Consider the following 20,996-nt stretch of genomic DNA (forward strand, 5'->3'; position numbering starts at 1 on the left):
AATTTAGTATTTCTTAAGACCGGGAATATTTCGGTTTCTTACGTGCAGTGCTCATTTGACGCGCTGCGCCGAAACCGCCCGGGAGGGAGAAGTGCTTTTCCCTCCCGGATCTCCCTTCGCTTTTTCAACCAGCGCTCCGCTCGCTGGCTATGTTTCAGGTATCACCGCGACAGGCTGGAACCTCTCATTCAGCAAGCTTTCTGAATCGCCCGCAACCCACAATCCGTATTTTCCCCGTTTACCAAACGCCATTTTGGAATACACTTCATTCCTAAATTTCATACTCCGTTTTGTGGCGCAGATCACATCTTAATTGTATGATGAATACATTATTCAACTGGGTGATACACCATGAGCACCGCAATCTCTCTGGTATTCCAATATGTTCGGGCGTTTATTCTGATTTATCTCTGTTTATTCGCCGGGAATGCGATTTCATCTCTTTTACCGCTCACCATTCCCGGCAGCATCATCGGCATGCTGATCCTGTTTGGTTTGCTTTCAACCCAAATTCTGCCGTTCAAATGGGTCAAACCGGGCTGTAATGTTCTGATTCGCTATATGGCGTTACTGTTCGTCCCTATCGGCGTCGGGGTCATGAATTATTACGAGCAACTGCGCACGCAGTTCGGGCCGCTGGTGGTGTCGTGTCTGGTCAGTACCCTGATTGTATTGCTGGTTGTCGCCTACTGTTCCCACTATATCCATGGCGAACGCGGTGCGGTGACGGATAAAGCGGAGGATAAAAATGATTGATATATTGTGGTCGCTGCCGCTGACGCTGGTGGTGTTTTTCGCCACCCGTAAGCTCGCTATTAAACTTAAAATGCCGCTGCTCAACCCGCTGCTGATGTCGATGGTGGTGATCATTCCGCTGTTGCTGGTCACCCATATCCCTTACGCGCGCTATTTCGCGGGCAGCAAGATCCTCAATGATCTGCTGCAACCCGCCGTCGTGGCGCTGGCGTTTCCCTTGTACGAGCAACTGCATCAGATCCGCGCCCGCTGGAAATCCATCATCAGTATCTGTTTTATCGGCAGCGTGGTGGCGATGGTGAGCGGCACCGCGATTGCATTATGGATGGGAGCAACGCCGCAAATTGCCGCATCGGTATTACCGAAATCCGTCACCACGCCGATTGCCATGGCCACCGCGCAGTCGATCAATGGTATTCCGGCCATCAGCGCCGTGTGCGTGATTTTCGTCGGCATCCTCGGCGCGGTCTTTGGTCATACGATTTTGAATGTTCTGAAGATCACCACCAAAGCCTCACGCGGGCTGGCGATGGGTACCGCATCACACGCACTGGGTACCGCCCGCTGCGCAGAAATGGATTATCAGGAAGGCGCATTCAGTTCACTGGCGCTGGTGATCTGCGGCATCATCACCTCCCTGCTCGCCCCGTTCCTGTTCCCCGTCCTTCTCGCCCTCTTCGGTCATTAACCCATAACGGGCACAGATTCCTCTAACGGGTTCGGATTGTATCAAGGCGGCAACTGAGCGAATCCCCGGGAGCTTACAATAAGTAAGTGACTGGGGTGAACGAAGGCAGCCAACGCAGAGACAATTTGAAGCAGGACGAGGAAAAAGTGTATGTCACTTAAACCTTAGAAAAAGTGACATACAAAGCTGAAAGTACCCGGTTTAAGTACAGTCAGAAAAGAATCTGCCGGTCTGCCGTAAAAGCAGACAGGCAGCGATAACGAAGAGATGGAGCCTGGCGCGTAAACTTACGCGCCGGAGAGTATTACGAATTCATCTGGAACAGTGACATACCCTGCATGGCGCTGTAGGTCTTATAGGATGCCTGAAGCGCAACCTGCTGCAAGGTGTAGGTCGAAATTGCTGAGGTCCATTCGGTATCGACCAGATTACTGAGTTTGGTCGAGTTCGATACATCGCGGTTGTCGCCCAGTGTATCGAGATTATCCAGTTCGGACATCTGCGTACCCAACTCTGAACGCACGGAAAGCACGTTGTTGAGTGAGTTACTCAGGCCACGGTTAGCTTTATCGATGGCATCGGTGTATTGCGTATCCGTGGTGTTATCCGCCGATGGCGTTCTCAGCGCAGTCAGCGCACCGTCGATGGTTTTGAATAAATCTGATTCGCTCGGAGAACCGTCCGGTTCGGCTTTCGCATCACCGGTTAAGGCATTAAAAATCTGGTTACCGGTATGGTTGATGGTCATGGTACGACTGGTATCAACCTGCTGAGTAATAGACGTCGTGCCCCCGGAATAGGTTACCGCACCCGTTGTGGCGTCCTGCGTATAAGGCGGAGTATCACTTTTGTAACCGGCGAAGATGAAGCGGCCGTTACCGTCGGTGCTGTTCGCCAGGTTCACCAGTTGCGATTTCAGGCTGTCCAGTTTAGTCGCCAGAGAAGAACGGTCGTCATCGCTTAAAGAACCGTCACCGGCCTGAACGATCAACGTCTGTGCATCCTGAATGGTCGAGGTCACGCTGCTTAAAATCGACTCTTCCTGACTCATACTCTGGTTAGCAAAGGTACGGGCCACGGAAAACTGGCTGTTCTCCGATTGCGCCTGCCGTACCAGCACCGCCTGCGACGCCGCCAGCGGGTCATCCGAAGGCTTGCTCACTTTGCTGCCGGTCGACAACTGTAAACCGGTCGCCTGGAAGCGGTTCTGACCATCCAGTACCGCATTCATGTTTTGGTTGTAAATCATATTGGTACTAAGACGCATGGCATCAGTTCCTTATCAGTTCTGGGATCAGCGAATGTTGATGATCGCGTCGAATATCGTCGAAGCCGTCTGCACGACCTGCGCGTTCGCCAGATAATATTGCTGGTAACGTTGCAGATCGCCGTATTCTTCATCGAGGTTAACCCCGGAGATAGACTGCTGTTGAGCGGTGAGCTGCGTGACGATATTCGCCTGTGAGGTGCTGGTGGTGGTCAGCGTGGAAACCTGGTTACCCACGTTACTTACCATGCTGGCGTATGCGCCCGACAGGGTGGATTTACCTTCCACCAGTTTCGCGGTTTGCAGATTCAGCAGTTTCTGCGCGTTGGTGTTGTCACTCACGCCGCTGTCTGCCGCACCCGCTGCGGCGATCAATGAAGAATCACTGATAGCCAGATTCATGCTGCCCGCAACATTGCTGACCGTTTTGATGGTGATGCTGTCATTGGTATTCGGCGTGCCGGTGACGGAAACCGACAAGCCATCGAAATTCATCGTCGGATCACCGTTGCTGTCGGTGCCCGCCGTCGGGGTGATTTTTGCCCCGTCGGAAACGCGGGTTACATCCCAGCTGGTGCCGTTGTAAGCCATGGTGTAATCGCTGGCTTTCACCGCGGCCGTGTCGGTATATGCCACGCTCAGTTGGGCGCTGCCGGTATTTTTGGTGTTGCTGACCGTGGTCGCGCCGGTGAAGGAGAAGAAGTCCGTCCCCGCGTCACCGTTGAGGTCAAAACCGGCTTTGTTGGTGGTATTGAAGCTGTCAGACAGCGCCAGCGCCAGTTGCCCGAGCTGGTTAATGGCCGGTTCCAGGTTGTCTTTACGGAAAGCCAGCGTGCCGCCGAGCGAACCGGTGGTCAGACGGCTTTCCTGAATTTCAGAAACCGAACCGTCCGGTTGGGTCATGCCGACCGTCAGTTTGGAAGGATCGGCACTGGACGGCATCGCAACCACCGTTTTGGCGTTGCCGCCGCTCACCAGCGGCGTGCCGTTGGCGAATGAAATATTGTAAGTATCGCCGTCCTGCTGGGTCACGACCACACCGGTGACGTTGTTCAGCTGACTGACCAGTTGATCACGCTGATCGAGCAAGGCGTTAGGTTCCTGTCCGGTGCTGCCACGCGTCGCGGTGATCTGACTGTTCAGTTTGGCAATCTGCGACGCATAGGTGTTGATCTGGTCAACATTCTGCGTGACTTGCTGGTTAACGGCGGTATTCATGTCGTTCAGGTATTTGGCTGAACTGTTGAACTGCGCGGTTAAACCCTGTGCCTCACCCAGCACTGCCTGACGAGCCGCACTGTCGCTGGCATTGCTGGTCAGCGTTTGCAGGCCTTTAAAGAAGGTCGACATGGTGGCATCGATACCTGTGGAACTGTCGCCGAGCAGGTCATCGATAGAGCTGGCCTGATCAAGCTGCGTTGACAGCGCGCTGCCGGTTGCGCTGGCACCCAGAAGCTGCTTCACCACGAAAGAGTTGTACTCACGATTCACACCGGTCACCGTCACACCGTTGCCGATATAACCGGCAGGAGTAGAGATGCCATTACTTTGCGTAATAATGGCGGTCTGGCGGTTATAACCGGCCACACTCACGTTAGCGATGTTGTTCCCGGTGGTACTGAGCGCCGCCTGCGCTGCGTTCAGTCCGCTCATTGCGGTATTAATTAAGCTACTGGACATGAGTGACCTTTTGGCTGCCGGTGACTTTTTACCACCGTGTAATTAAGGAAGCTGAGCCGGGGGTTTCCCCTTTTCCCATTCTGATCGTGTTATCGGCCTGCACCGCTAAAACTTGAGAAAAAAAACGAGGATTTGCGGGTCTAGAAGATATCTTTTAAATCATGGCTATAGGCTTTCACCGCCTGCTCGCCCGCGCCTTTGATTTTCTGGATCACACTCACCAGTTTGTCGGCATAATTCGGGTCGGTCGCGTAACCTGCACGTTGCAAGGCATGCGCGGCTTGTTCAGGAGTACTGGCCGAGGCAACCTGCGCATAACGCGGGTTGTTGGTGAGCAATTTGATGTAGTCGCTGATGGCTTCCACATAGGAGCCGTACACGCGGAAACTGGCCTGCACTTTTTTCGCCACGCCGCTGGTATATTCCGTGGTGGTGATTTGGGTGGTCGGACCGTCCCAGCTGCTGCCCGCTTTGATACCGAACAGGTTGAAGCTGCGTTTGCCGTCGGCAGTCGGGATCTCGCGCTGCCCCCAGCCAGATTCCAGCGCGGCCTGCGCCATGATCAGCTGATGCGAAATCCCGCTGTCTTTACTGGCGACCTGTGCCGGAATGGTGAGGCTGGAAACGAACTGTCCGCTGTCGGCTGGCAACGGTGCGCCGCCGGTGGTGCGGTCCGGCGCAGTCGGAATGACTTTGCGCAGATACTGTTCCATTGCCTGCAACGGCATGGTTTTCAGCACTTCGCCGTCCAGCGCCATCGGCACCGTTCCCGCCAGTTCTGACGGTTGCTTGCTGCCACCGGTCAGTTGTTCGACCATCATGTCGGCCATGCCCAGCCCTTTGTCGGACATGTCCTGAGCAATTTGCTGATCGTACATCGATGTATAAAGTTTGGTGGATTCGTTATCCAGAATCCCCCCTTGCGGCAGTGCCTGACGCATGCTTTTCAGCATCATCTGCACGAACACCCCTTCAAACTGCTTCGCCACTTCTTTGATGTGCGCCTGAGGATCCTGCGCCACATCCCGCTTCAGTTTGTTAAGGGATTGCGTGTCATACGCCGCCCCTGACATCGACATCAGATCGCTCATCAGATAATTTCCAAATCAGCACGCAGGCATCCGGCTGTTTTCATCGCCTGCAGAATGGACATCAGATCGATAGGCGTCGCGCCTAACGCGTTCAGGGTACGGACAACGTTGTTCAGGCTGGCACTGGAGCGTACCTGCTGAATCGACCCGCCGGACTGGCGTACGGAAATATTGGTGTTCGGCGTCACTACCGTCTGACCGCCGCCAAATGGCGTATTCGGCTGGCTGACATCGTTCTGGCGATCGACCACCACAGACAGATTGCCCTGTGCAACCGCACAGTTATCCAGGGTTACATCGCGGTTCATGACCACCGAACCGGTACGGGAGTTGATGATGACTTTCGCATCCATCGGCCCGACGTTCACTTCGATATTTTGGATCTGCGCCAGAATGCGCACCTGAGAGGTATTGCCACGCGGCACCACCACCTGAATATTGCGGGAATCCAGCGCTGACGCCACCCCCATTCCCTGACGGTTGATGGCGTCACTGACCTGCTGCGCCAGGTTGAAATCTTCGTCGTTAAGTTGCAGGCTGATCACGCCTTCGGTGCCGAACGTACTCGGCAATTCGCGTTCAATGGTTGCCCCGCCGGTAATACGCCCACCTGAAACCTGGTTAACTGTCACGCTGCTGCCACCGGAGGAAGCGCCTGCACCGCCGACCAGCACGTTACCCTGCGCCAGTGCGTAAACCTGATTATCCACCCCTTTCATCGGGGTCATCAGCAAGGTGCCGCCGCGAATACTTTTGGCATTACCCATGGATGAAACCACCACATCGATGGCCTGACCGGCACGCGAAAACGGCGGCATTTTGGCGGTGACCATCACCGCCGCCACGTTTTTCAACTGCATGTTGGTGCCTGCCGGTACCGTGATACCGAGCTGGGACAACATGTTAGTCAGCGTCTGGGTGGTAAAAGGTGTTTGTGTGGTCTGGTCACCGGTACCGTCAAGGCCCACCACCAGACCGTAGCCGATCAGGGCGTTATCACGCACCCCCTGTACCGTCGTCAGATCACGAATACGGTCGGCGGATGCGGGCAGTACCACCAGGGCGGACATCGCCAGACAGAGAATACCGGAAAGGAGTTTTCGCATGATTGCCTCGTTATAACGGCGATAAGTTTAAGAAGAACCGCTGCAACCAGCCCATGTTCTGCGCTTCATTGATGTAGCCATTCCCGACGTACTCGATGCGTGCATCTGCCACCTGCGTGGAGATAACGGCGTTCGAACCGCTGATGGTGCGCGGGTTGACCACACCGGAGAACCGGATAAATTCAGTTCCCTGATTAATTTCGATTTGTTTCTCTCCGACAACTTTCAGGTTGCCGTTTGCCAGCACTTCCCCAACCGTCACGGTCAGGGTGCCGCTGAAGGTGTTATTGGCCGCTGCGCCGCCTTTACCGGCAAAGGTGTTGGCACCGGTCATATCGAGGTCGGCACGGGCATTACCGAACAGACCTTCCAGATAACGTGGCGCTGTCGCTGCGCCAAAGCTGGTCGCGCCGTTGCGGCTGGCGTTCGCTGAGGAGCTTTTGCTTGCACTGACATTTTCCTGCAAGACAATGGTCAGCGTGTCGCCGACATTACGTGGACGGCGGTCTTCAAACAGAGGCTGATAACCGTAGTTCATCGGCTGAACTGACTGGAAAATCGAACCGTTAGGAACCGGCGGTGCCGCAGGCGCAGGGGTCGCTGTGGTTGCTCCGGGTACCAGCGGGGTATGCGGCATATACGCGCAGCCATTCGCCAGTAACGTGATTAACAGCGGCAGCACCAGCTTGCCTGGTCGGTCTTTAGAAGAAGTCATTACCGACGTGTTTTTTTTGGTCACCACAGTTATCGCCTTTAAAAAATCGACCTGGTAGGGATCTGAACCGGTTCAGGACAGAAGCGTTTCCGCCCCTGCCCTCTTGTTTTCAATCAACCGCCAAACATTACAGCTGGGAAAGTTTCTGTAGCATTTCGTCCGAGGTGGACACGGCTTTACTGTTAATTTCGTAAGCACGCTGGGTCTGGATCATGTTGACCAGTTCTTCCGCCACGTTGACGTTAGAGGTTTCCACATAACCCTGATACAGCAGACCTGCGCCGTTCAGACCCGGAGTGCTTTCGGTTGGTGCGCCGGAGCTTTGGGTTTCCTGGTACAGGTTTTCACCGAGTGATTCCAGGCCGCTGTTGTTGATGAAGGTGCTCAGCGTCAGTTGCCCCACCTGCTGTGCCGCCGTCTGACCTTGCGTGGTCACACTCACGATACCGTCACGCCCGACCGTCATGCTCAGCGCATTCGCCGGAACGGTGATCGCAGGAATAACCTGATAACCACTGGAGGTCACCAGCTGACCGTTCTGATCAACCTGGAAAGACCCGTCACGGGTATAGGCCGTTGTGCCGTCCGGCAACTGAACCTGGAAGAAACCTTCCCCTTTGACGGCAATGTCTTTGCTGTTGCTGGTCTGCGACAGGTTGCCCTGCGAGAACAAACGCTCAGTAGAAACAGGACGCACACCGGTACCAATCTGTAAACCGGATGGCAGGTTGGTTTGCTCAGAAGACTGCGCACCAGGCTGACGGACTGTCTGGTAAAGCAGGTCTTCAAATACCGCACGCTGGCGTTTAAAACCGTTGGTGCTGACGTTCGCCAGGTTGTTGGCGATTACATCCATATTGGTCTGCTGGGCATCCAGACCGGTTTTCGCAATATACAGCGATGGGATCATGTCATTACTCCTCTGCCATCATCAGCTCATTGACAGCAGATTGTTGGCACTCTGTTCATTTTCATCGACGCTGTGGATGACTTTCATCTGCATCTCAAAGCGGCGGGCGTTGGCGATCATGTCAACCATGGTTGAAACCGGATCCGCGTTACTGCCCTCAAGCGTTCCGGGCATAACGTGAATAGTCGGGTCAGGCTGTAAAGCCGCACCCCGTGCCTGAACGGTCGCCGGCGTTGGCCGGAACATACCATCATCGCCACGGGTGACTTCATTGTTGGCCGCTTTCACCAGCTTGAGCTTACCGAGCTGGCCCATGGTGTTGGGGTCAGCACCGGCTTCAAGCACGGCAATGGTCCCGTCCGCAGAAACCGTGAGCTGAGAATTCGGCGGAACTTCAATCGGGCCGTTATCCCCCATCACCGGATGACCCTGAACGGTCAGCTGGTTAGTCGGTGACACTTGCATGTCACCGTTACGGGTATACGCTTCAGAGCCATCAGGCATCTGCACCGCAAGGAAACCGTCCTGCTGTAAAGCCACATCCAGCGGACGGCCGGTGTAGTTCAGCTTGCCCTGCGTCATATCTGCGCCCGGCGTGGAGGCCGTGACCAGCGTGCGGGTTTGCAGGCTTTCACCGTCTACCGGCACTGCGCGCATCGCTAAAAGCTGCGAGCGGAAGCCCGGTGTATTGGCGTTAGCCAGGTTACTCGACGTCACCGACTGCTGAACCAGCGTCTGGCTGGCTGCGCCGCCTGCGGTGTAGATAGCGTGATCCATAATGCTGCCCTGTTCTCAGGTGATAAAACGCGTATTAACGCAGGTTAACCAGCGTGTTCAGGATGGAGTCCTGAGTTTTGATGGTCTGCGCATTCGACTGGTAGTTACGCTGAGCAACAATCATGTTGACCAGTTCCGCACTCAGATCGACGTTGGAAGATTCCAGCGCGCCGCTGGTCATTGACGCTAAACCGCCCTGACCCGCGATACCGGTTACAGCCTGGCCGGAAGACGCGGTAGCCGTCCACACGTTGTCGCCTTCAGATTTCAAACCTTCCGGGTTAGAGAAGTTACTCAGCACAATCTGGCCCAGTAACTGGGTTTTGTTGTTGGAGTAAGTGCCGGAGATTGTGCCGTCGTCATTGATGGTGTAACCGGTCATCTGACCCGCTGCATAACCATCCTGAGTCTGGGAACCGATGCTGTCGCTGCCGGTGCTCTGCTGGATACTGCCGGTGAAATCCAGGGAAACGGTTTGTGGCGTCACCGTCCCGTTAGTCGCGGTGTTCATTGGCAACGTCAGTGCCAGACCGGCATTGGCGACGCCTGCGGCGTTAGTGGTACTCACCAGCGCACCACTGGTATCAAATTGCATTGCACCAATTTTGCCAGCTGTTGAACCTGTGACGCTGCCGTCTTGCGCGTAAACATCCCAGTTGTTCGCAGAGGTTTTCACGAAGTAGACGTTGTTATCGTGGGCATTACCCTGTGAGTCATAGGTGGTGATGCTGTTCACGTAGTTGTAGCTGGTGTCATCGCTGCTGCTGAACGTTTTGGCGGCCGGGATCGCCGTATCCGTTGAGTTCAGGTTAGCCACCATCGTACCCACCGTGGTGGCTTTTGCGCTCATCAGGGTGGTCGGGATGTTCAGGGCAACCGGCTGTGCGCCTGCGGCGATAGTCGGGGGGGTGCCGGTGGCCGGAAAACCGGTGACACTCAGACCCTGCATGTTCACCAGATTACGGTTGGCATCCAGTGAGAACTGACCATTGCGGGAGTAATAAACCGCGCCACTGGTGTCCGTCAGACGGAAGAAACCGTTGCCGCTCAGGGCCACATCCAGACCGCGGGAGGTGTTGGTGGTCGTACCGTCATTGAAGTTCTGAGTGACAGCGGCGACTTTAACGCCCATACCGGTTTGGGAACCGGCAAACATATCGGCAAAAGAGGCGGTGGCTGTTTTAAAACCGACGGTCGCGGAGTTGGCAATGTTGTTACCAATCACATCGAGGTTAGTCGATGCCGCGCTCAGGCCGCTGACTGCTTGGGAAAAGCTCATGTTAGCTCCATTGTACTGTGTGTAGTGTTTTTAGCTCCTGCCCCGGCGAAGGGGAGGGAGCGGTCTGAGTGACTCACTTACAAAATCTGGCGTACAGAATCGACTTTCGCGGTTCCGCGTACGCCCAGATCCAACGCGGTATTCCCGGCTGAATCTGTCGTTACACCATTGACCAGCGCATAGTTCAGCGGTGTTGCCACCATTTGCTGACCATTGTTCAGGGCATTGATGCTGAAGGTGTAGCTGCCATCCGGTGCTTTGGTGCCATCGTCCTGTGTACCGTCCCAGGTATAGCTGTGCACACCGGCAGTCTGGGAGCCCAGCGTGATGGTTTTCACCACTTTACCGGTGGCGTCGCTGACTGTAGCGGTGGTGGTATCGGAGGCCGTTTCCAGTTCAAATCCGAATGGCGTGGTGCTGACAGTGCCGTCAGTGTCGCTGCCGACCAAAATTGCGCTGCCGGACACCATCACGCCGTGACCGATCAATGAACTTGCCTGAACAGATGAACCACTGGTGATTTGTCCGGAAATGCTGCCCAGCGTGGTATTGAGTTTTTCAATCCCGCTGACGGTGCTGATCTGCGCCAGCTGACTGGTCAGCTGACTGTTATCCATCGGATTGGTGGGATCCTGGTTTTTCAGCTGGGCGACCAGCAGAGTCAGGAAACTGCTGGATAAATCATCCGCAGAACTGGTTCCGGTTGTGGACGAACCACCGGAACTGGTGCTGGCGATCGTGGTGTTATCAGTGGTGTCATTAATCGACGTGGTAATTGCCATGATTCGCTCCGCTATTGCCCCAGAGTGAGGGTTTTCATCATCAACGACTTGGTGGTGTTAAGCACTTCGACGTTGGCCTGATAACTGCGGGAAGCGGAGATGGTGTTCACCATTTCGCTGACCACATCTACGTTTGGCATCTGCACATAGCCTTTTGCATCCGCCATCGGATTGCCCGGCTCATACACCATGCGCATGGGTGCCGGGTCATCAACGACCTGCGCCACTTTCACGCCGCCGGTTTCCTGACCCGGTGCCGCATCCACCTGGAAAACCACCTGCTTCGCTTTATACGGCTTACCATCCGGGCCGGTGACGCTGTCGGCGTTGGCCATGTTACTGGCGCTGACGTTCAGGCGCTGAGACTGCGCGGCCAGCGCAGAACCGGCGATATCAAAAATACCAAGCATTGACATGGGCTATTATCCTTGCAGCACCGACATCATCCCTTTGATTTGCCCGCCGAGAACGGTCAAATCGGTCTGATAGCGCACGCTGTTATCCGCAAAATTGGTACGTTCACGGTCCATATCGACCGTGTTGCCATCTGCCGATGGCTGGTCAGGGATCCGGTACATCAGATCCATATCAGCAGGCTGTACGTTGGACGCCGGGATATGGCGGTCAGACGTCAGAGACAAGGAGATGCCGCTGCCGCTCGCACGTCCCTGCTCCATCACCTTCTGCAACTGACTGGCAAAATCGATATCGCGCGCCTGATACCCTGGGGTGTCGGCGTTAGCGATATTGGCTGAAAGAATTTCTTGCCGCTGGGCGCGCAGGTTGAGCGCTTCCTGTTGGAACTGTAGTGCGGCGTTCAATTTGTCGAGCATGCGCCCTCCGCAAAGTGAGATTTTGGAGTCGACAGCATAAATGCGAGTGTCAACTGGCTATCGTCTGAATAAGCATGAAATCGGGCGCTATTTGTCCCTTTAGGAATTGCAAAGTGAGCGTAGACTTGTGGCCAGTAGTAGGTTGGCACAAAGGTAAAACGCGAATGAACATGCTGAAAATATGTCGTACAGGCATTACGCTGGGCTGCATCATGACCGGTGCGACGTCTGGTGCTGTGAGCTATGCGCAGTCTTTGCCAGTGCAAGTCAAAAGCGTGCCTGCCTCGTCCAATAGCGATACACTGCTGTCCTCGCAAATTCAGCAGTTCTTCCGCCAGCAATATGCTGAAAGCGGAATGCAGGTGACCGTGGTCGTGAACACCCCGGCGGCGCGTCAGCCCCAATGTTTATCACCACAATTTATGCTTTCACCGAACAGTCGCACCTGGGGCAATGTCTCCGTGGCGGTGAACTGTAACGGCAAGAAAAGTTACGTACAGACCAAAGTGCAGGTCAGCGGAACGTACTGGGTGGCGGCGAAGAACGTGCCAGCGGGCGCTCACCTGACACAAACCGATATGCAACAAAAAACCGGGCGACTGGATCTGCTGCCACCGAAAACCATTCTTGACAGTCAACAGGCGGTGAATGGCATCACGCTGCGAAACATCAGCATCGGCCAGCCGTTAACCTTATCCATGCTGCGCCGTCCGTGGATGGTGCATGCGGGGCAGGAAGTTCAGGTTCAGGCAACAGGCAGTGGGTTTAATGTATCGAGTGCCGGTAAGGCGATGAACAATGCTGCAGCGAATGAATCAGTGCGGATCAGAATGCCGTCAGGTGCAATTGTGAACGGAACAGTAGGCTCAGATGGGTCTGTGACAGTGACGATATAATCCTAAAGTGCAGCCGTTGTTCTGCAAAAAGCTGCAATAAAAGCTAAAGTTATTTCGCCACATGTCGATAACACACGTATCAGAGTCGTCCGCGACGGCATTTTTAAGGGTTTTCATGAGATGTTCAAAACCCTGATCCCCATACTGGAGAAGAAATTTATGGCTATCGATCGTACTCAAGGTGTTTCACCTTTAACCTCGATCCAGCAACGCGAACCGTCTGAAGCTTCAGTACAGAACACGCGTAAAGAAGGCACTGTTTCTGGCACCACCACCAGCGGTACGGCGGTGACCCTGAGTTCAGCACAGGCATCTCTGACTCAGTCAAGTGCGCAGGACATTAACACGGCACGTGTCGAAGAACTGAAACAAGCTATCCGCGACGGTAAACTGACGATGGATACCGGCAAAATCGCTGATGCTTTGTTACAGGACACGCAGGATTATCTCAAAGGTCTTTAAGCTGAAGACCTCAGTGTGAAGACAAAAAGTTGGAAGGTAATAAGGCCCGATGAAGAACTTTATCAAGACCATGACTACCTTGGTTGAAACGTTGCAAGCGCTGGATCAGGTGATTAATCACGAACAAACGATACTGTGCTCTGGCCGCGTAAATGGTGCAGCCTTGCAGCATATAACCGAGCAGAAAAGTTCATTGTTAGCCACGGTAGACTATCTTGATAAACAGCGTCGTCAGCATGACGAACGCCTCAGACAAACCGCACCCTACTCAGATCCACAAGGGCAGAGTCAGCCGGAAATCGCCGCGATGTGGCAAGATATTGTGCAAATGACCGCCAGGCTGAGTCAGATAAATCGTCACAACGGCATGTTACTGGGCAAACAAATCGCCTATAACACCGAGGCGCTGGCGATCCTTAACGCCAGTCAGACGCAGAAATTCTACGGACCGAACGGGCAGGAAACCGTATCGGGGCAAACCGTCAGGAAGATCTCCGTTTAACGCCAGACGAGGGGAACGGTTTCCCCTCCGTATTCGTATTTCCCCCGCGATTCACATCCCGACCTCTGCTGATACCTCTGTCAGATTAGCCAGTCTTCTGATTTATTCCGATTTTTTCCACCCGTCTGATGAGCAGAATGGCTTGCCTGTTGGGCTTTGCCCTGCCCCCGGTTCAGATAAGTTGTCAACGTGGTTTACCTGGCTCCTCCCCCTGCGAAGTGGGAGGATAGCCTACACATCATATTGAATATTAAAGATATTAATTTTCTATTATGAATTTATATCCTGTTTTTTATCCAGCAAATAAATCTTATACAAACTAATTTCTGTTGTGAAGAAAAGAGCACAAATAGTTCAAGCGTTATTCAAAACTACAATTCACTGGATAAATTTTACTCATTGAATTCATTGAAATTTGACATTATTTCCACATAAAATGCAGGTGTATATTATCGTTTTCTCAACGAAACGGTAATCATTATGCCTCACACGACAAAGCGTCTCTACTTCTATGCTCCCGGTGATCATTTCCATCTTGCCCCTCTTGATATGTACGTAGTCTCAAAGATATCTGTAAGAGAGAATGGCATTCACTGGCTGGAACCGGTTTGGTCAACTGGCCTGACGCCCGATAAAAACGGGCTGCTTTTATTCACTTCAAAACTTGACGCTCTAATATGTGCTTTTGTACTAAACAAAAGCTCTGGTGAATCTTGGAATGTATATTCGTTTAATGATGTCAGCGTTACAGAAATGATGATCGATGTTGCATCAATCACAGCAAAATATCACATCCATATAGCATTCTGTTTCAGTATAGATAATAAAGAATGCCTATTATTTAAAAACGATAATTTGAAAACCCGAAGTTTTATACAGAGTTTTACAATTGAAAAGGAAATGTCTGCATTATCACCCATAACGCTTAAATTTAATAAGTCGTATTTTGATGAAATTAATTTTTATTGGGAGCAATGTTACCAAAACTATTGCGAAAGCATCAAAAAACAGAATTTAATGGATAATTCATTGCTTATGAATATCGCGTTAGAAGCTATAAAGAAAATGAACCTATCAAAAATAGATAAAGTTAATGACTGTGACTGCATATCACATTATTCAATAGACAAACAAAAATGGATAATTTCATTTAACTAGAAGGAAATAAAAATGGCTATTGGATATTTTATACGGCTGGGTGATAAAACCTCATGCGGCGGAAAAGTAGTAAGTGCAACAAGTCGTATTATACACCACGGTTTAAATTTAGCTCGACTTGGTGACAAAGTTACATGCGGTAAAAATGAAGGTGTGTTTATCTTATTAGGTGGAATTCATAACTATACGAGCGACGGTCTGCCCTGCATCGGTACGCTTGAGAGTTCTAGTAGTTGCCCTTGTAAGGCGAGATTATTCGCAAGTGAATTTTCATCCAGTTACTATCCTGAAGCGCCGAAAATGGCGTCACAGAAAACCACTGACAATGAACCTGAGCAACACGCACAGGCGGCAAAGAAACAGATGGTTACTGAAACTAAACCAGAATCGGCACCAGCTTCCCCTCTAAAAGAGGATATACCACCACGCGAACCGGTGGATGCTGGATTCTGTATTGTTGATTTACCTGCGAATGTAAAAGATTTTGGTGACTATTTATTTTATAACCCTGTAGCAGGTGCAAGAGAATTATACGATACACTCAACGGCAGCGGACCAATCAAACCCGCTTCTATTCTTTTGTTAGTTGATCCTGAGAAACAAGATCCAAACCAAATCGAAACTTTGAAGAAAGCAAAAGCAAAAGTTGATACAGCATTAAGTGATTTAACTATGGATGAAGCCAGTTTCTTACATAAACACAAAGATACAATAGATACTTTCACCGGTTTTGGAAGTGGTATTACTGGCATGGCATCAGAAGTCGGCGGAAAATATTTTGAAGAAATTGAAAAGGTATTAAAAGAAATACAAGAAACTTACAAGAATGCTTATATTACAAGAGGTGCATTAATTGGTGAGAAATTCTATACTCAAAGGAAGATTCATTTCAAAAAGCTCAATTTGTTGCTTAATAATTTCATGAAATACAAATTGGGTATGAATGAGTATTCTGACATTAGACGGGCATTAGGTCTATCAAGTAGAAGCATAATGCGGCATTGGTCGCAAACTGGCGTAACAGAGATAGAAGGTTATGCAACGTATATTGAAAAATCATCGAAGCTGATTAAAGCAATGAAAAAATTGGGATATGTTGGTATCACCTTAGATTTTGCAAACACGACTAATATTATTTATGATGCTTGTACAGTTGGTAGAGAGTCAGAGTGTAAGAAAATGACAGTTGTTGAGTACAGTAAATTTGCTGGTTCTCAAACTGGCGGATTATTCGGTGGGATAATAGGTGCTCGATTATCAGGGGCGGCCTGTGTGTGGGGGCTGGGTTTGCTTACAAGTGAAATTGGTGGTGCAGGAGCGTTGTTATGTTCTGCTGTAGCAGTGACAGGAGGGTTAGCCGGGGGAGAGGTTTTAGGATCGGTAGGGCAAGACCTCGGTAGTAGTGCCGGGCAAGCTCTGTATGAGGCATTCTATAGTGAGTGATAAAAACGTCATTGATATGATTACATTCTTACTACTTATATTAGTAATAATATTAGAGTTGGTAGTAACATTTTTCAATGAAAGACGTTATAAAGAACTATGTAATGAATACAAAAAGAAACATAACATCACCCCCCCCGGAGTTATGTCATTTAAATATTTCAATTTTAATATTGTATATATAAGCGTCCCGGTTGAAAAAATATCCTATGTTTACTTCCCACTTTTTTTAAGGAAAGAAAATCGTCTGATCAAAAAGGATTTTTATTTTTGGCATGATTTTATAAATACAAGTAAGTTTAAATTATGGGGAATGATTGAAGTTTCTTTGATTATAATATCCGCAATTATCTTCATTTCCTTAATTGCTCATTATTATTTTTTTTGATGAAAAAAGATGAAGGTATCTTTAAAGAAAAAGGTGCGGGCTTTAGTGTCTGTGATCGGCATGATTCGGATATCCTTTCGAGTAAGTTGATATCCGGTTTTATATCCGGTTTGATGTGCGCTGTCTAGCAATTGCACGCCAGCGCAAGCAACACTAAATCACTTTAAAAACAATTGATTATACCGATGATGCAATGGTGTGCAATGGCCTGCAAGTGTGATATTTCCCCCTGCGAAGCGGGAGGTTGGGAGGGGGTTTTAAGGGCTAACACCTGGTCAGTGCAAACTTCAACATATTGATTTTTATTTAATACCCCACCCCAACCCTCCCCTTCGCAGGGGAGGGAGCCGTTCTCAGTTACAGGTGATCCTGGTGTAGCGACCCGGCCAGATGAGTTCCGGTGATAGCTGAACATCCATACAGATAAAATGGGCAAACATTGAGAATGGGAGACGGCGTCCGGAAGGTTTTCAGGGATTACTAGAGCCGGTGGAGGGCTTACTTATAGTTCACGATCACTTCATTACTGATCACCCGCAGCGGCGTATTCATTGCGCCAGCGCCGGGGACAAAATAAACCAGTCTTAATGGTGAAGTGGCGGACTGGCCGTAAAACGATTTTGTCACCCCGCCTTCGGCGTCCAGATTGATGCAGTGATTCATGGTGTTGCAGAGTCTGACCTGTAAACCGGCGGGTCTTGCGCCGAGCACTTCATATTTCCAGCTTAGGGTTGTGATGGTTGCGGAACCTGAACTGCGCACGGGCGCGGATGCCGGCGGTGCTAACGCGCCCGACGACATCATCACGCCACGGTTTTGCAGCACCACGCCGCGCTGGGTATCGGACCATGAACCGGACGCGGCCAGCGCGGGCAGGCTCAGTGTGGTCAGCAACAACAGTGTGGCGCGGCGCATGTTATTCACCGCCGATGGTGGCGGTCATGCGGATCTGGCGGCTGTCGCTCATTTCCAGATTCGACATCACGACGATATTGGGCAGTGAACGGCGCAGGAAGCGTGACAGCAGCGGACGCAGTGCGTGGTTCACCAGCAGAACCGGTGGCGCACTGAGCATATCCTGACGTTGTAATGCCGCCTCGGACTGGGTCAGCAAACGTTCAGCCAGACCTGGTTCCAGACCACCGCCGCTTTGCAGCGCCTGTAACAGCAGACGTTCCAGGGAGGTATCCAGTCCGATAACCTGCACTTCACCGCTGCCCGGGAACCACTGCTGGGTAATCGCCCTGCCGAGCGCAACACGCACCACGGACGTCAGTTCGTTAGGATCCGGCTGGTTCGGGGCATATTCCGCCAGTGTTTCAACAATGGTGCGCATATCGCGGATCGAAACGCGTTCAGATAACAGGTTCTGCAACACTTTGTGCATATTGGTCAGAGAAATGATGCCCGGAATGAAATCTTCCGTCAGCTTCGGCATTTCTTTGGTGACACGTTCCATCAGTTCCTGCGTTTCCTGACGGCCAAACAGCTCTTTGGCGTGCATGCTGATCAGGTGATTCAGATGCGTTGCGACCACGGTACTGGCTTCCACCACGGTATAACCCTGAATTTGCGCCTGCTCACGCATAGCAGGTTCAATCCAGACCGCCGCCAGCCCGAATGCCGGATCAACCGTCGCTTCGCCTGGCAATTCGCCAATCGCGCTGCCCGGGTTGATCGCCATCCAGCGGCCCGGATGCGCCGCACCCGTACCGATTTCCACGCCTTTCATCAGGATACGGTAGCCTGCTGGTGGCAGTTCGAGGTTATCGCGAATATGAATAACCGGCGGCAGATAGCCCATTTCCTGTGCGAATTTTTTACGGATACTGCGGATACGTCCCAGCAGCTCGCCGTTTTGGGCGAAGTCCACCATCGGGATCAGACGGTAGCCCACTTCCATACCCAGCGGGTCTTCAAGCTGAACGTCCTGCCAGCTGGCTTCTACCATTTGTTTACCGTTGTCTGCCACGGCCGGTGCGGCCGCTGCGGTGGCCGGTTTTTTCAGCTCCTGACCGCGAGTCCACCACGCCAGCGCCAGCAGCCCGGCGGTGAACATCAGGAAGACAAAGTTCGGCATGCCCGGCACCATACCGAGTAACCCCAGAACACCGGCACTCAGCATCATGACGCGCGGATTGCGGAACAACTGGGTCACCATCTGCTCGCCGACGTCTTCGTTGGTGCCGACGCGGGTGACGATAACACCGGCTGCAGTAGAGATAACCAGCGCCGGGATCTGCGCAACCAGACCGTCACCGATGGTCAGCAGCGTATAACTTTCAGCCGCATGGCCGAGATCCATACCGTGTTGCAACACACCCACCAGCAGGCCGCCGACGACGTTGATAATCATGATCATCAGACCGGCAACGGCGTCACCCCGCACGAATTTACTTGCACCGTCCATTGAACCGTAGAAGTCCGCTTCCTGCGTCACGTCGCTGCGGCGTTTTTTCGCTTCGTCTTCGCCAATCAGACCGGCGTTCAGATCCGCGTCAATCGCCATCTGTTTGCCGGGCATCCCGTCAAGCACAAAACGCGCGCCCACTTCGGCAATACGCCCGGCACCTTTGGTGATAACCATGAAGTTGATCAGCACCAGGATGATAAACACCACGATACCGATGGCGAAGTTGCCGCCGACCAGGAAGTGACCGAAGGCTTCAATCACCCGCCCCGCGGCCGCGCCGCCGGTATGCCCTTCCAGCAGGATCACACGGGTTGAGGCAACGTTCAGCGACAGACGTAATAAGGTGGAAAACAGCAGAATGGTCGGGAATGCCGCGAAATCCAGCGTGCGCTGGGTAAACATTGCCACCAGCAACACCATGATGGATAACGCAATGTTAAAGGTGAACAGCAGGTCAAGGATGAACGGTGGTAACGGCAACACCATCATCGACAGGATGATCAGGATAAGAATTGGGCCTGCCAGTACCTGCCATTGTCCGGACTTAAAGTTGGCGGGTAAACGCAGTATCGCGGCCAGATTAGCCATGGGTATCACTCTCTCCTGCTGCAAAATCCAGACCTTCAGGGACTGGTAAATGTTGAGGTTTTTTCGGGATCAGCCCGCCTTCGCGCTTCCAGCGTTTCAGCTGATAAACCCAGGCCAGAACTTCAGCCACGGCGGCATACAGCGTCGCCGGAATTTGCTGACCAATGTCACTGTGCCGGTAAAGCGCACGCGCCAGAGGCGGCGCTTCCAGCATCGGAATTTTGTGCTCGACACCGAGTTCCCTGATACGCAGCGCCACGTCTCCCGCGCCTTTCGCCAGTACTTTCGGTGCACTCATTTTGTTTTCACTGTATTGCAGCGCAACGGCGTAGTGCGTCGGGTTGGTCACGATAACGTCCGCTTTTGGCACATCGGCCATCATGCGGCGCCTGGCCATTGCACGTTGCTGCTGGCGGATACGCCCTTTAACGTGCGGGTCACCTTCCTGACTTTTATGTTCGTCGCGGATATCCTGCTTGCTCATGCGCAGCTTTTTCAGGTTGCTCCAGATTTGCCAGAACACGTCGAAACCCACCATCGGCGTTAATCCCAGTACCACCATCAGCCCGCAGAACACCACCATGTTCAGTGCTTCACCCAGCGCCGGAATGGTCGGTTGCGCCATGAGCCGCATCATGTCCGGCCATTTATGCCACAAATACAACCCGGCGACGGTGCCGACCAGCAAGGCTTTCAGAACGGCTTTCAGCAGTTCCGCCAGCACCTGACCGGAGAATAAACGTTTCAAACCGGCAATCGGATCCATACGGCTGAACTTGAACTCAAAGGATTTACCGCTGAACATCAGGCCGCCGAGTAACAGCGGCGCGGCGAGTGCGATCAAAATCAGGCCGCCGATCACCGGCAATAATGCCCAGACTGCGCGGCCCAGCAGCGTCGCCATCTGCTGCAAAACCTGCCGGTCATCGCTGACCATGCCGTGATCAAACTTAAGACCTTGCGAAATCATCACGCCAAGCTGCCGCGCCATAGATTCGCCCGACATCCACAGCAGCGTTAAGCCGCCTCCCAGCATCAGAATTGAGGTCAGTTCGCGCGAGCGCGGTATCTGCCCTTCCTCACGCGCTTTTTCAAGCCGGTGTGCGGTGGGGGCCTCACTTTTTTCGAGATCGCTTTCTTCAGCCACCGGCGGTTCCTGTCAGGGTTTACCCGGCATGTAAAACACGACGGGCACAATTTCATGCAAACTCCCAACGTCACTGGAGTTGTAGCAAGGCAGCAAGCGAGAGGATCCCGATGAG

General features: G+C 52.4%; 22 protein-coding genes. 8 read left to right on the forward strand and 14 right to left on the reverse strand.

The features are described 5' to 3' along the window. Positions 1-351: 351 nt before the first annotated feature. Both DXU84_RS12595 and DXU84_RS12600 read left to right on the forward strand, forming a co-directional pair. Positions 352-756, forward strand: a complete 405-nt coding sequence (locus DXU84_RS12595) for a CidA/LrgA family protein (RefSeq protein WP_013575175.1) — start codon at positions 352-354, stop codon at positions 754-756. Beyond that, the gene (locus tag DXU84_RS12600; RefSeq protein ID WP_013575174.1) at positions 749-1,444 is read left to right on the forward strand and encodes a CidB/LrgB family autolysis modulator; all 696 of its coding nucleotides are present in this window, start codon (positions 749-751) and stop codon (positions 1,442-1,444) included. The genes DXU84_RS12595 and DXU84_RS12600 overlap by 8 nt, the downstream gene beginning before the upstream one ends. A 304-nt stretch (positions 1,445-1,748) precedes the next feature. Here DXU84_RS12600 and flgL read toward each other — a convergent pair whose 3' ends face one another. From flgL to flgB, 11 genes are all read right to left on the reverse strand, one after another. Beyond that, on the reverse strand, positions 1,749-2,711 hold the full coding sequence (gene flgL / locus DXU84_RS12605) for a flagellar hook-associated protein FlgL (RefSeq protein WP_013575173.1): 963 nt from the start codon (positions 2,709-2,711) through the stop codon (positions 1,749-1,751). Between the two features lie 27 nt (positions 2,712-2,738). Continuing rightward, complete coding sequence (flgK, locus tag DXU84_RS12610; RefSeq protein ID WP_013575172.1) at positions 2,739-4,391, reverse strand: flagellar hook-associated protein FlgK; 1,653 nt, start codon at positions 4,389-4,391, stop codon at positions 2,739-2,741. 140 nt (positions 4,392-4,531) lie between these two features. Continuing rightward, a complete protein-coding gene (flgJ, locus tag DXU84_RS12615; protein ID WP_013575171.1) occupies positions 4,532-5,482 on the reverse strand; it encodes a flagellar assembly peptidoglycan hydrolase FlgJ in 951 nt (316 codons plus the stop codon). Further along, positions 5,482-6,588 (reverse strand): flagellar basal body P-ring protein FlgI, encoded by a 1,107-nt coding sequence (locus tag DXU84_RS12620; RefSeq protein ID WP_013575170.1) that lies wholly within the window; start codon positions 6,586-6,588, stop codon positions 5,482-5,484. Before DXU84_RS12620 ends, flgJ begins: the two co-directional genes overlap by 1 nt. 10 nt (positions 6,589-6,598) lie before the next feature. Continuing rightward, positions 6,599-7,303, reverse strand: a complete 705-nt coding sequence (locus DXU84_RS12625) for a flagellar basal body L-ring protein FlgH (RefSeq protein ID WP_071823641.1) — start codon at positions 7,301-7,303, stop codon at positions 6,599-6,601. A gap of 127 nt (positions 7,304-7,430) precedes the next feature. Then, positions 7,431-8,213 (reverse strand): flagellar basal-body rod protein FlgG, encoded by a 783-nt coding sequence (gene flgG / locus DXU84_RS12630; protein ID WP_013575168.1) that lies wholly within the window; start codon positions 8,211-8,213, stop codon positions 7,431-7,433. A 21-nt stretch (positions 8,214-8,234) separates the two neighbouring features. Next, positions 8,235-8,990, reverse strand: a complete 756-nt coding sequence (locus tag DXU84_RS12635; protein ID WP_013575167.1) for a flagellar basal body rod protein FlgF — start codon at positions 8,988-8,990, stop codon at positions 8,235-8,237. Positions 8,991-9,024: 34 nt separating this feature from the next. Continuing rightward, positions 9,025-10,269, reverse strand: coding sequence for a flagellar hook protein FlgE (gene flgE, locus DXU84_RS12640; protein WP_013575166.1), 1,245 nt, complete (start codon positions 10,267-10,269; stop codon positions 9,025-9,027). Between the two features lie 77 nt (positions 10,270-10,346). After that, complete coding sequence (gene flgD, locus DXU84_RS12645) at positions 10,347-11,051, reverse strand: flagellar hook assembly protein FlgD (protein WP_013575165.1); 705 nt, start codon at positions 11,049-11,051, stop codon at positions 10,347-10,349. Between the two features lie 11 nt (positions 11,052-11,062). Continuing rightward, positions 11,063-11,467, reverse strand: a complete 405-nt coding sequence (gene flgC, locus DXU84_RS12650; RefSeq protein WP_013575164.1) for a flagellar basal body rod protein FlgC — start codon at positions 11,465-11,467, stop codon at positions 11,063-11,065. Positions 11,468-11,473: 6 nt separating this feature from the next. Next, a complete protein-coding gene (gene flgB, locus DXU84_RS12655) occupies positions 11,474-11,884 on the reverse strand; it encodes a flagellar basal body rod protein FlgB (protein ID WP_013575163.1) in 411 nt (136 codons plus the stop codon). A gap of 164 nt (positions 11,885-12,048) precedes the next feature. Between flgB and flgA the strand changes: the two genes are divergently transcribed. The 6 genes from flgA to DXU84_RS12685 all read left to right on the forward strand — a co-directional run bounded on the left by flgA (position 12,049) and on the right by DXU84_RS12685 (position 16,733). Then, positions 12,049-12,780 carry a flagellar basal body P-ring formation chaperone FlgA gene (gene flgA, locus DXU84_RS12660; protein WP_015689767.1) on the forward strand — a complete coding sequence of 244 codons (732 nt, stop codon included), beginning with the start codon at positions 12,049-12,051 and terminating at the stop codon, positions 12,778-12,780. A gap of 159 nt (positions 12,781-12,939) precedes the next feature. Next, a complete protein-coding gene (flgM, locus tag DXU84_RS12665) occupies positions 12,940-13,242 on the forward strand; it encodes a flagellar biosynthesis anti-sigma factor FlgM (protein WP_013575161.1) in 303 nt (100 codons plus the stop codon). A 49-nt stretch (positions 13,243-13,291) separates the two neighbouring features. Further along, on the forward strand, positions 13,292-13,744 hold the full coding sequence (locus DXU84_RS12670; RefSeq protein ID WP_013575160.1) for a flagella synthesis protein FlgN: 453 nt from the start codon (positions 13,292-13,294) through the stop codon (positions 13,742-13,744). Between the two features lie 480 nt (positions 13,745-14,224). Further along, entirely contained in the window at positions 14,225-14,902 is a 678-nt protein-coding gene (locus tag DXU84_RS12675) for a hypothetical protein (protein ID WP_153375898.1), read from the forward strand. A gap of 12 nt (positions 14,903-14,914) precedes the next feature. Then, complete coding sequence (locus DXU84_RS12680) at positions 14,915-16,345, forward strand: PAAR domain-containing protein (RefSeq protein WP_153375900.1); 1,431 nt, start codon at positions 14,915-14,917, stop codon at positions 16,343-16,345. Next, positions 16,338-16,733: a hypothetical protein gene (locus tag DXU84_RS12685; protein WP_121019424.1), complete on the forward strand. Its 396-nt coding sequence runs from the start codon at positions 16,338-16,340 to the stop codon at positions 16,731-16,733. The genes DXU84_RS12680 and DXU84_RS12685 overlap by 8 nt, the downstream gene beginning before the upstream one ends. A gap of 498 nt (positions 16,734-17,231) precedes the next feature. On the opposite strand, the gene DXU84_RS12690 is transcribed toward DXU84_RS12685, so the two are convergent. The 3 genes from DXU84_RS12690 to flhB are packed head-to-tail and all read right to left on the reverse strand — an operon-like array spanning position 17,232 to position 20,881. Continuing rightward, positions 17,232-17,648, reverse strand: a complete 417-nt coding sequence (locus tag DXU84_RS12690) for a flagellar protein FlhE (protein WP_015689761.1) — start codon at positions 17,646-17,648, stop codon at positions 17,232-17,234. 1 nt (position 17,649) lies between these two features. Then, positions 17,650-19,734, reverse strand: coding sequence for a flagellar biosynthesis protein FlhA (gene flhA / locus DXU84_RS12695; protein WP_015689760.1), 2,085 nt, complete (start codon positions 19,732-19,734; stop codon positions 17,650-17,652). After that, complete coding sequence (gene flhB / locus DXU84_RS12700; RefSeq protein WP_013575156.1) at positions 19,727-20,881, reverse strand: flagellar biosynthesis protein FlhB; 1,155 nt, start codon at positions 20,879-20,881, stop codon at positions 19,727-19,729. The genes flhA and flhB overlap by 8 nt, the downstream gene beginning before the upstream one ends. Between the last annotated feature and the right edge of the window lie 115 nt (positions 20,882-20,996).

Origin of the sequence: Rahnella sp. RcJ3 (assembly GCF_009498575.1) — a bacterium.
Classification (GTDB): Bacteria; Pseudomonadota; Gammaproteobacteria; order Enterobacterales; family Enterobacteriaceae; genus Rahnella; species Rahnella aceris.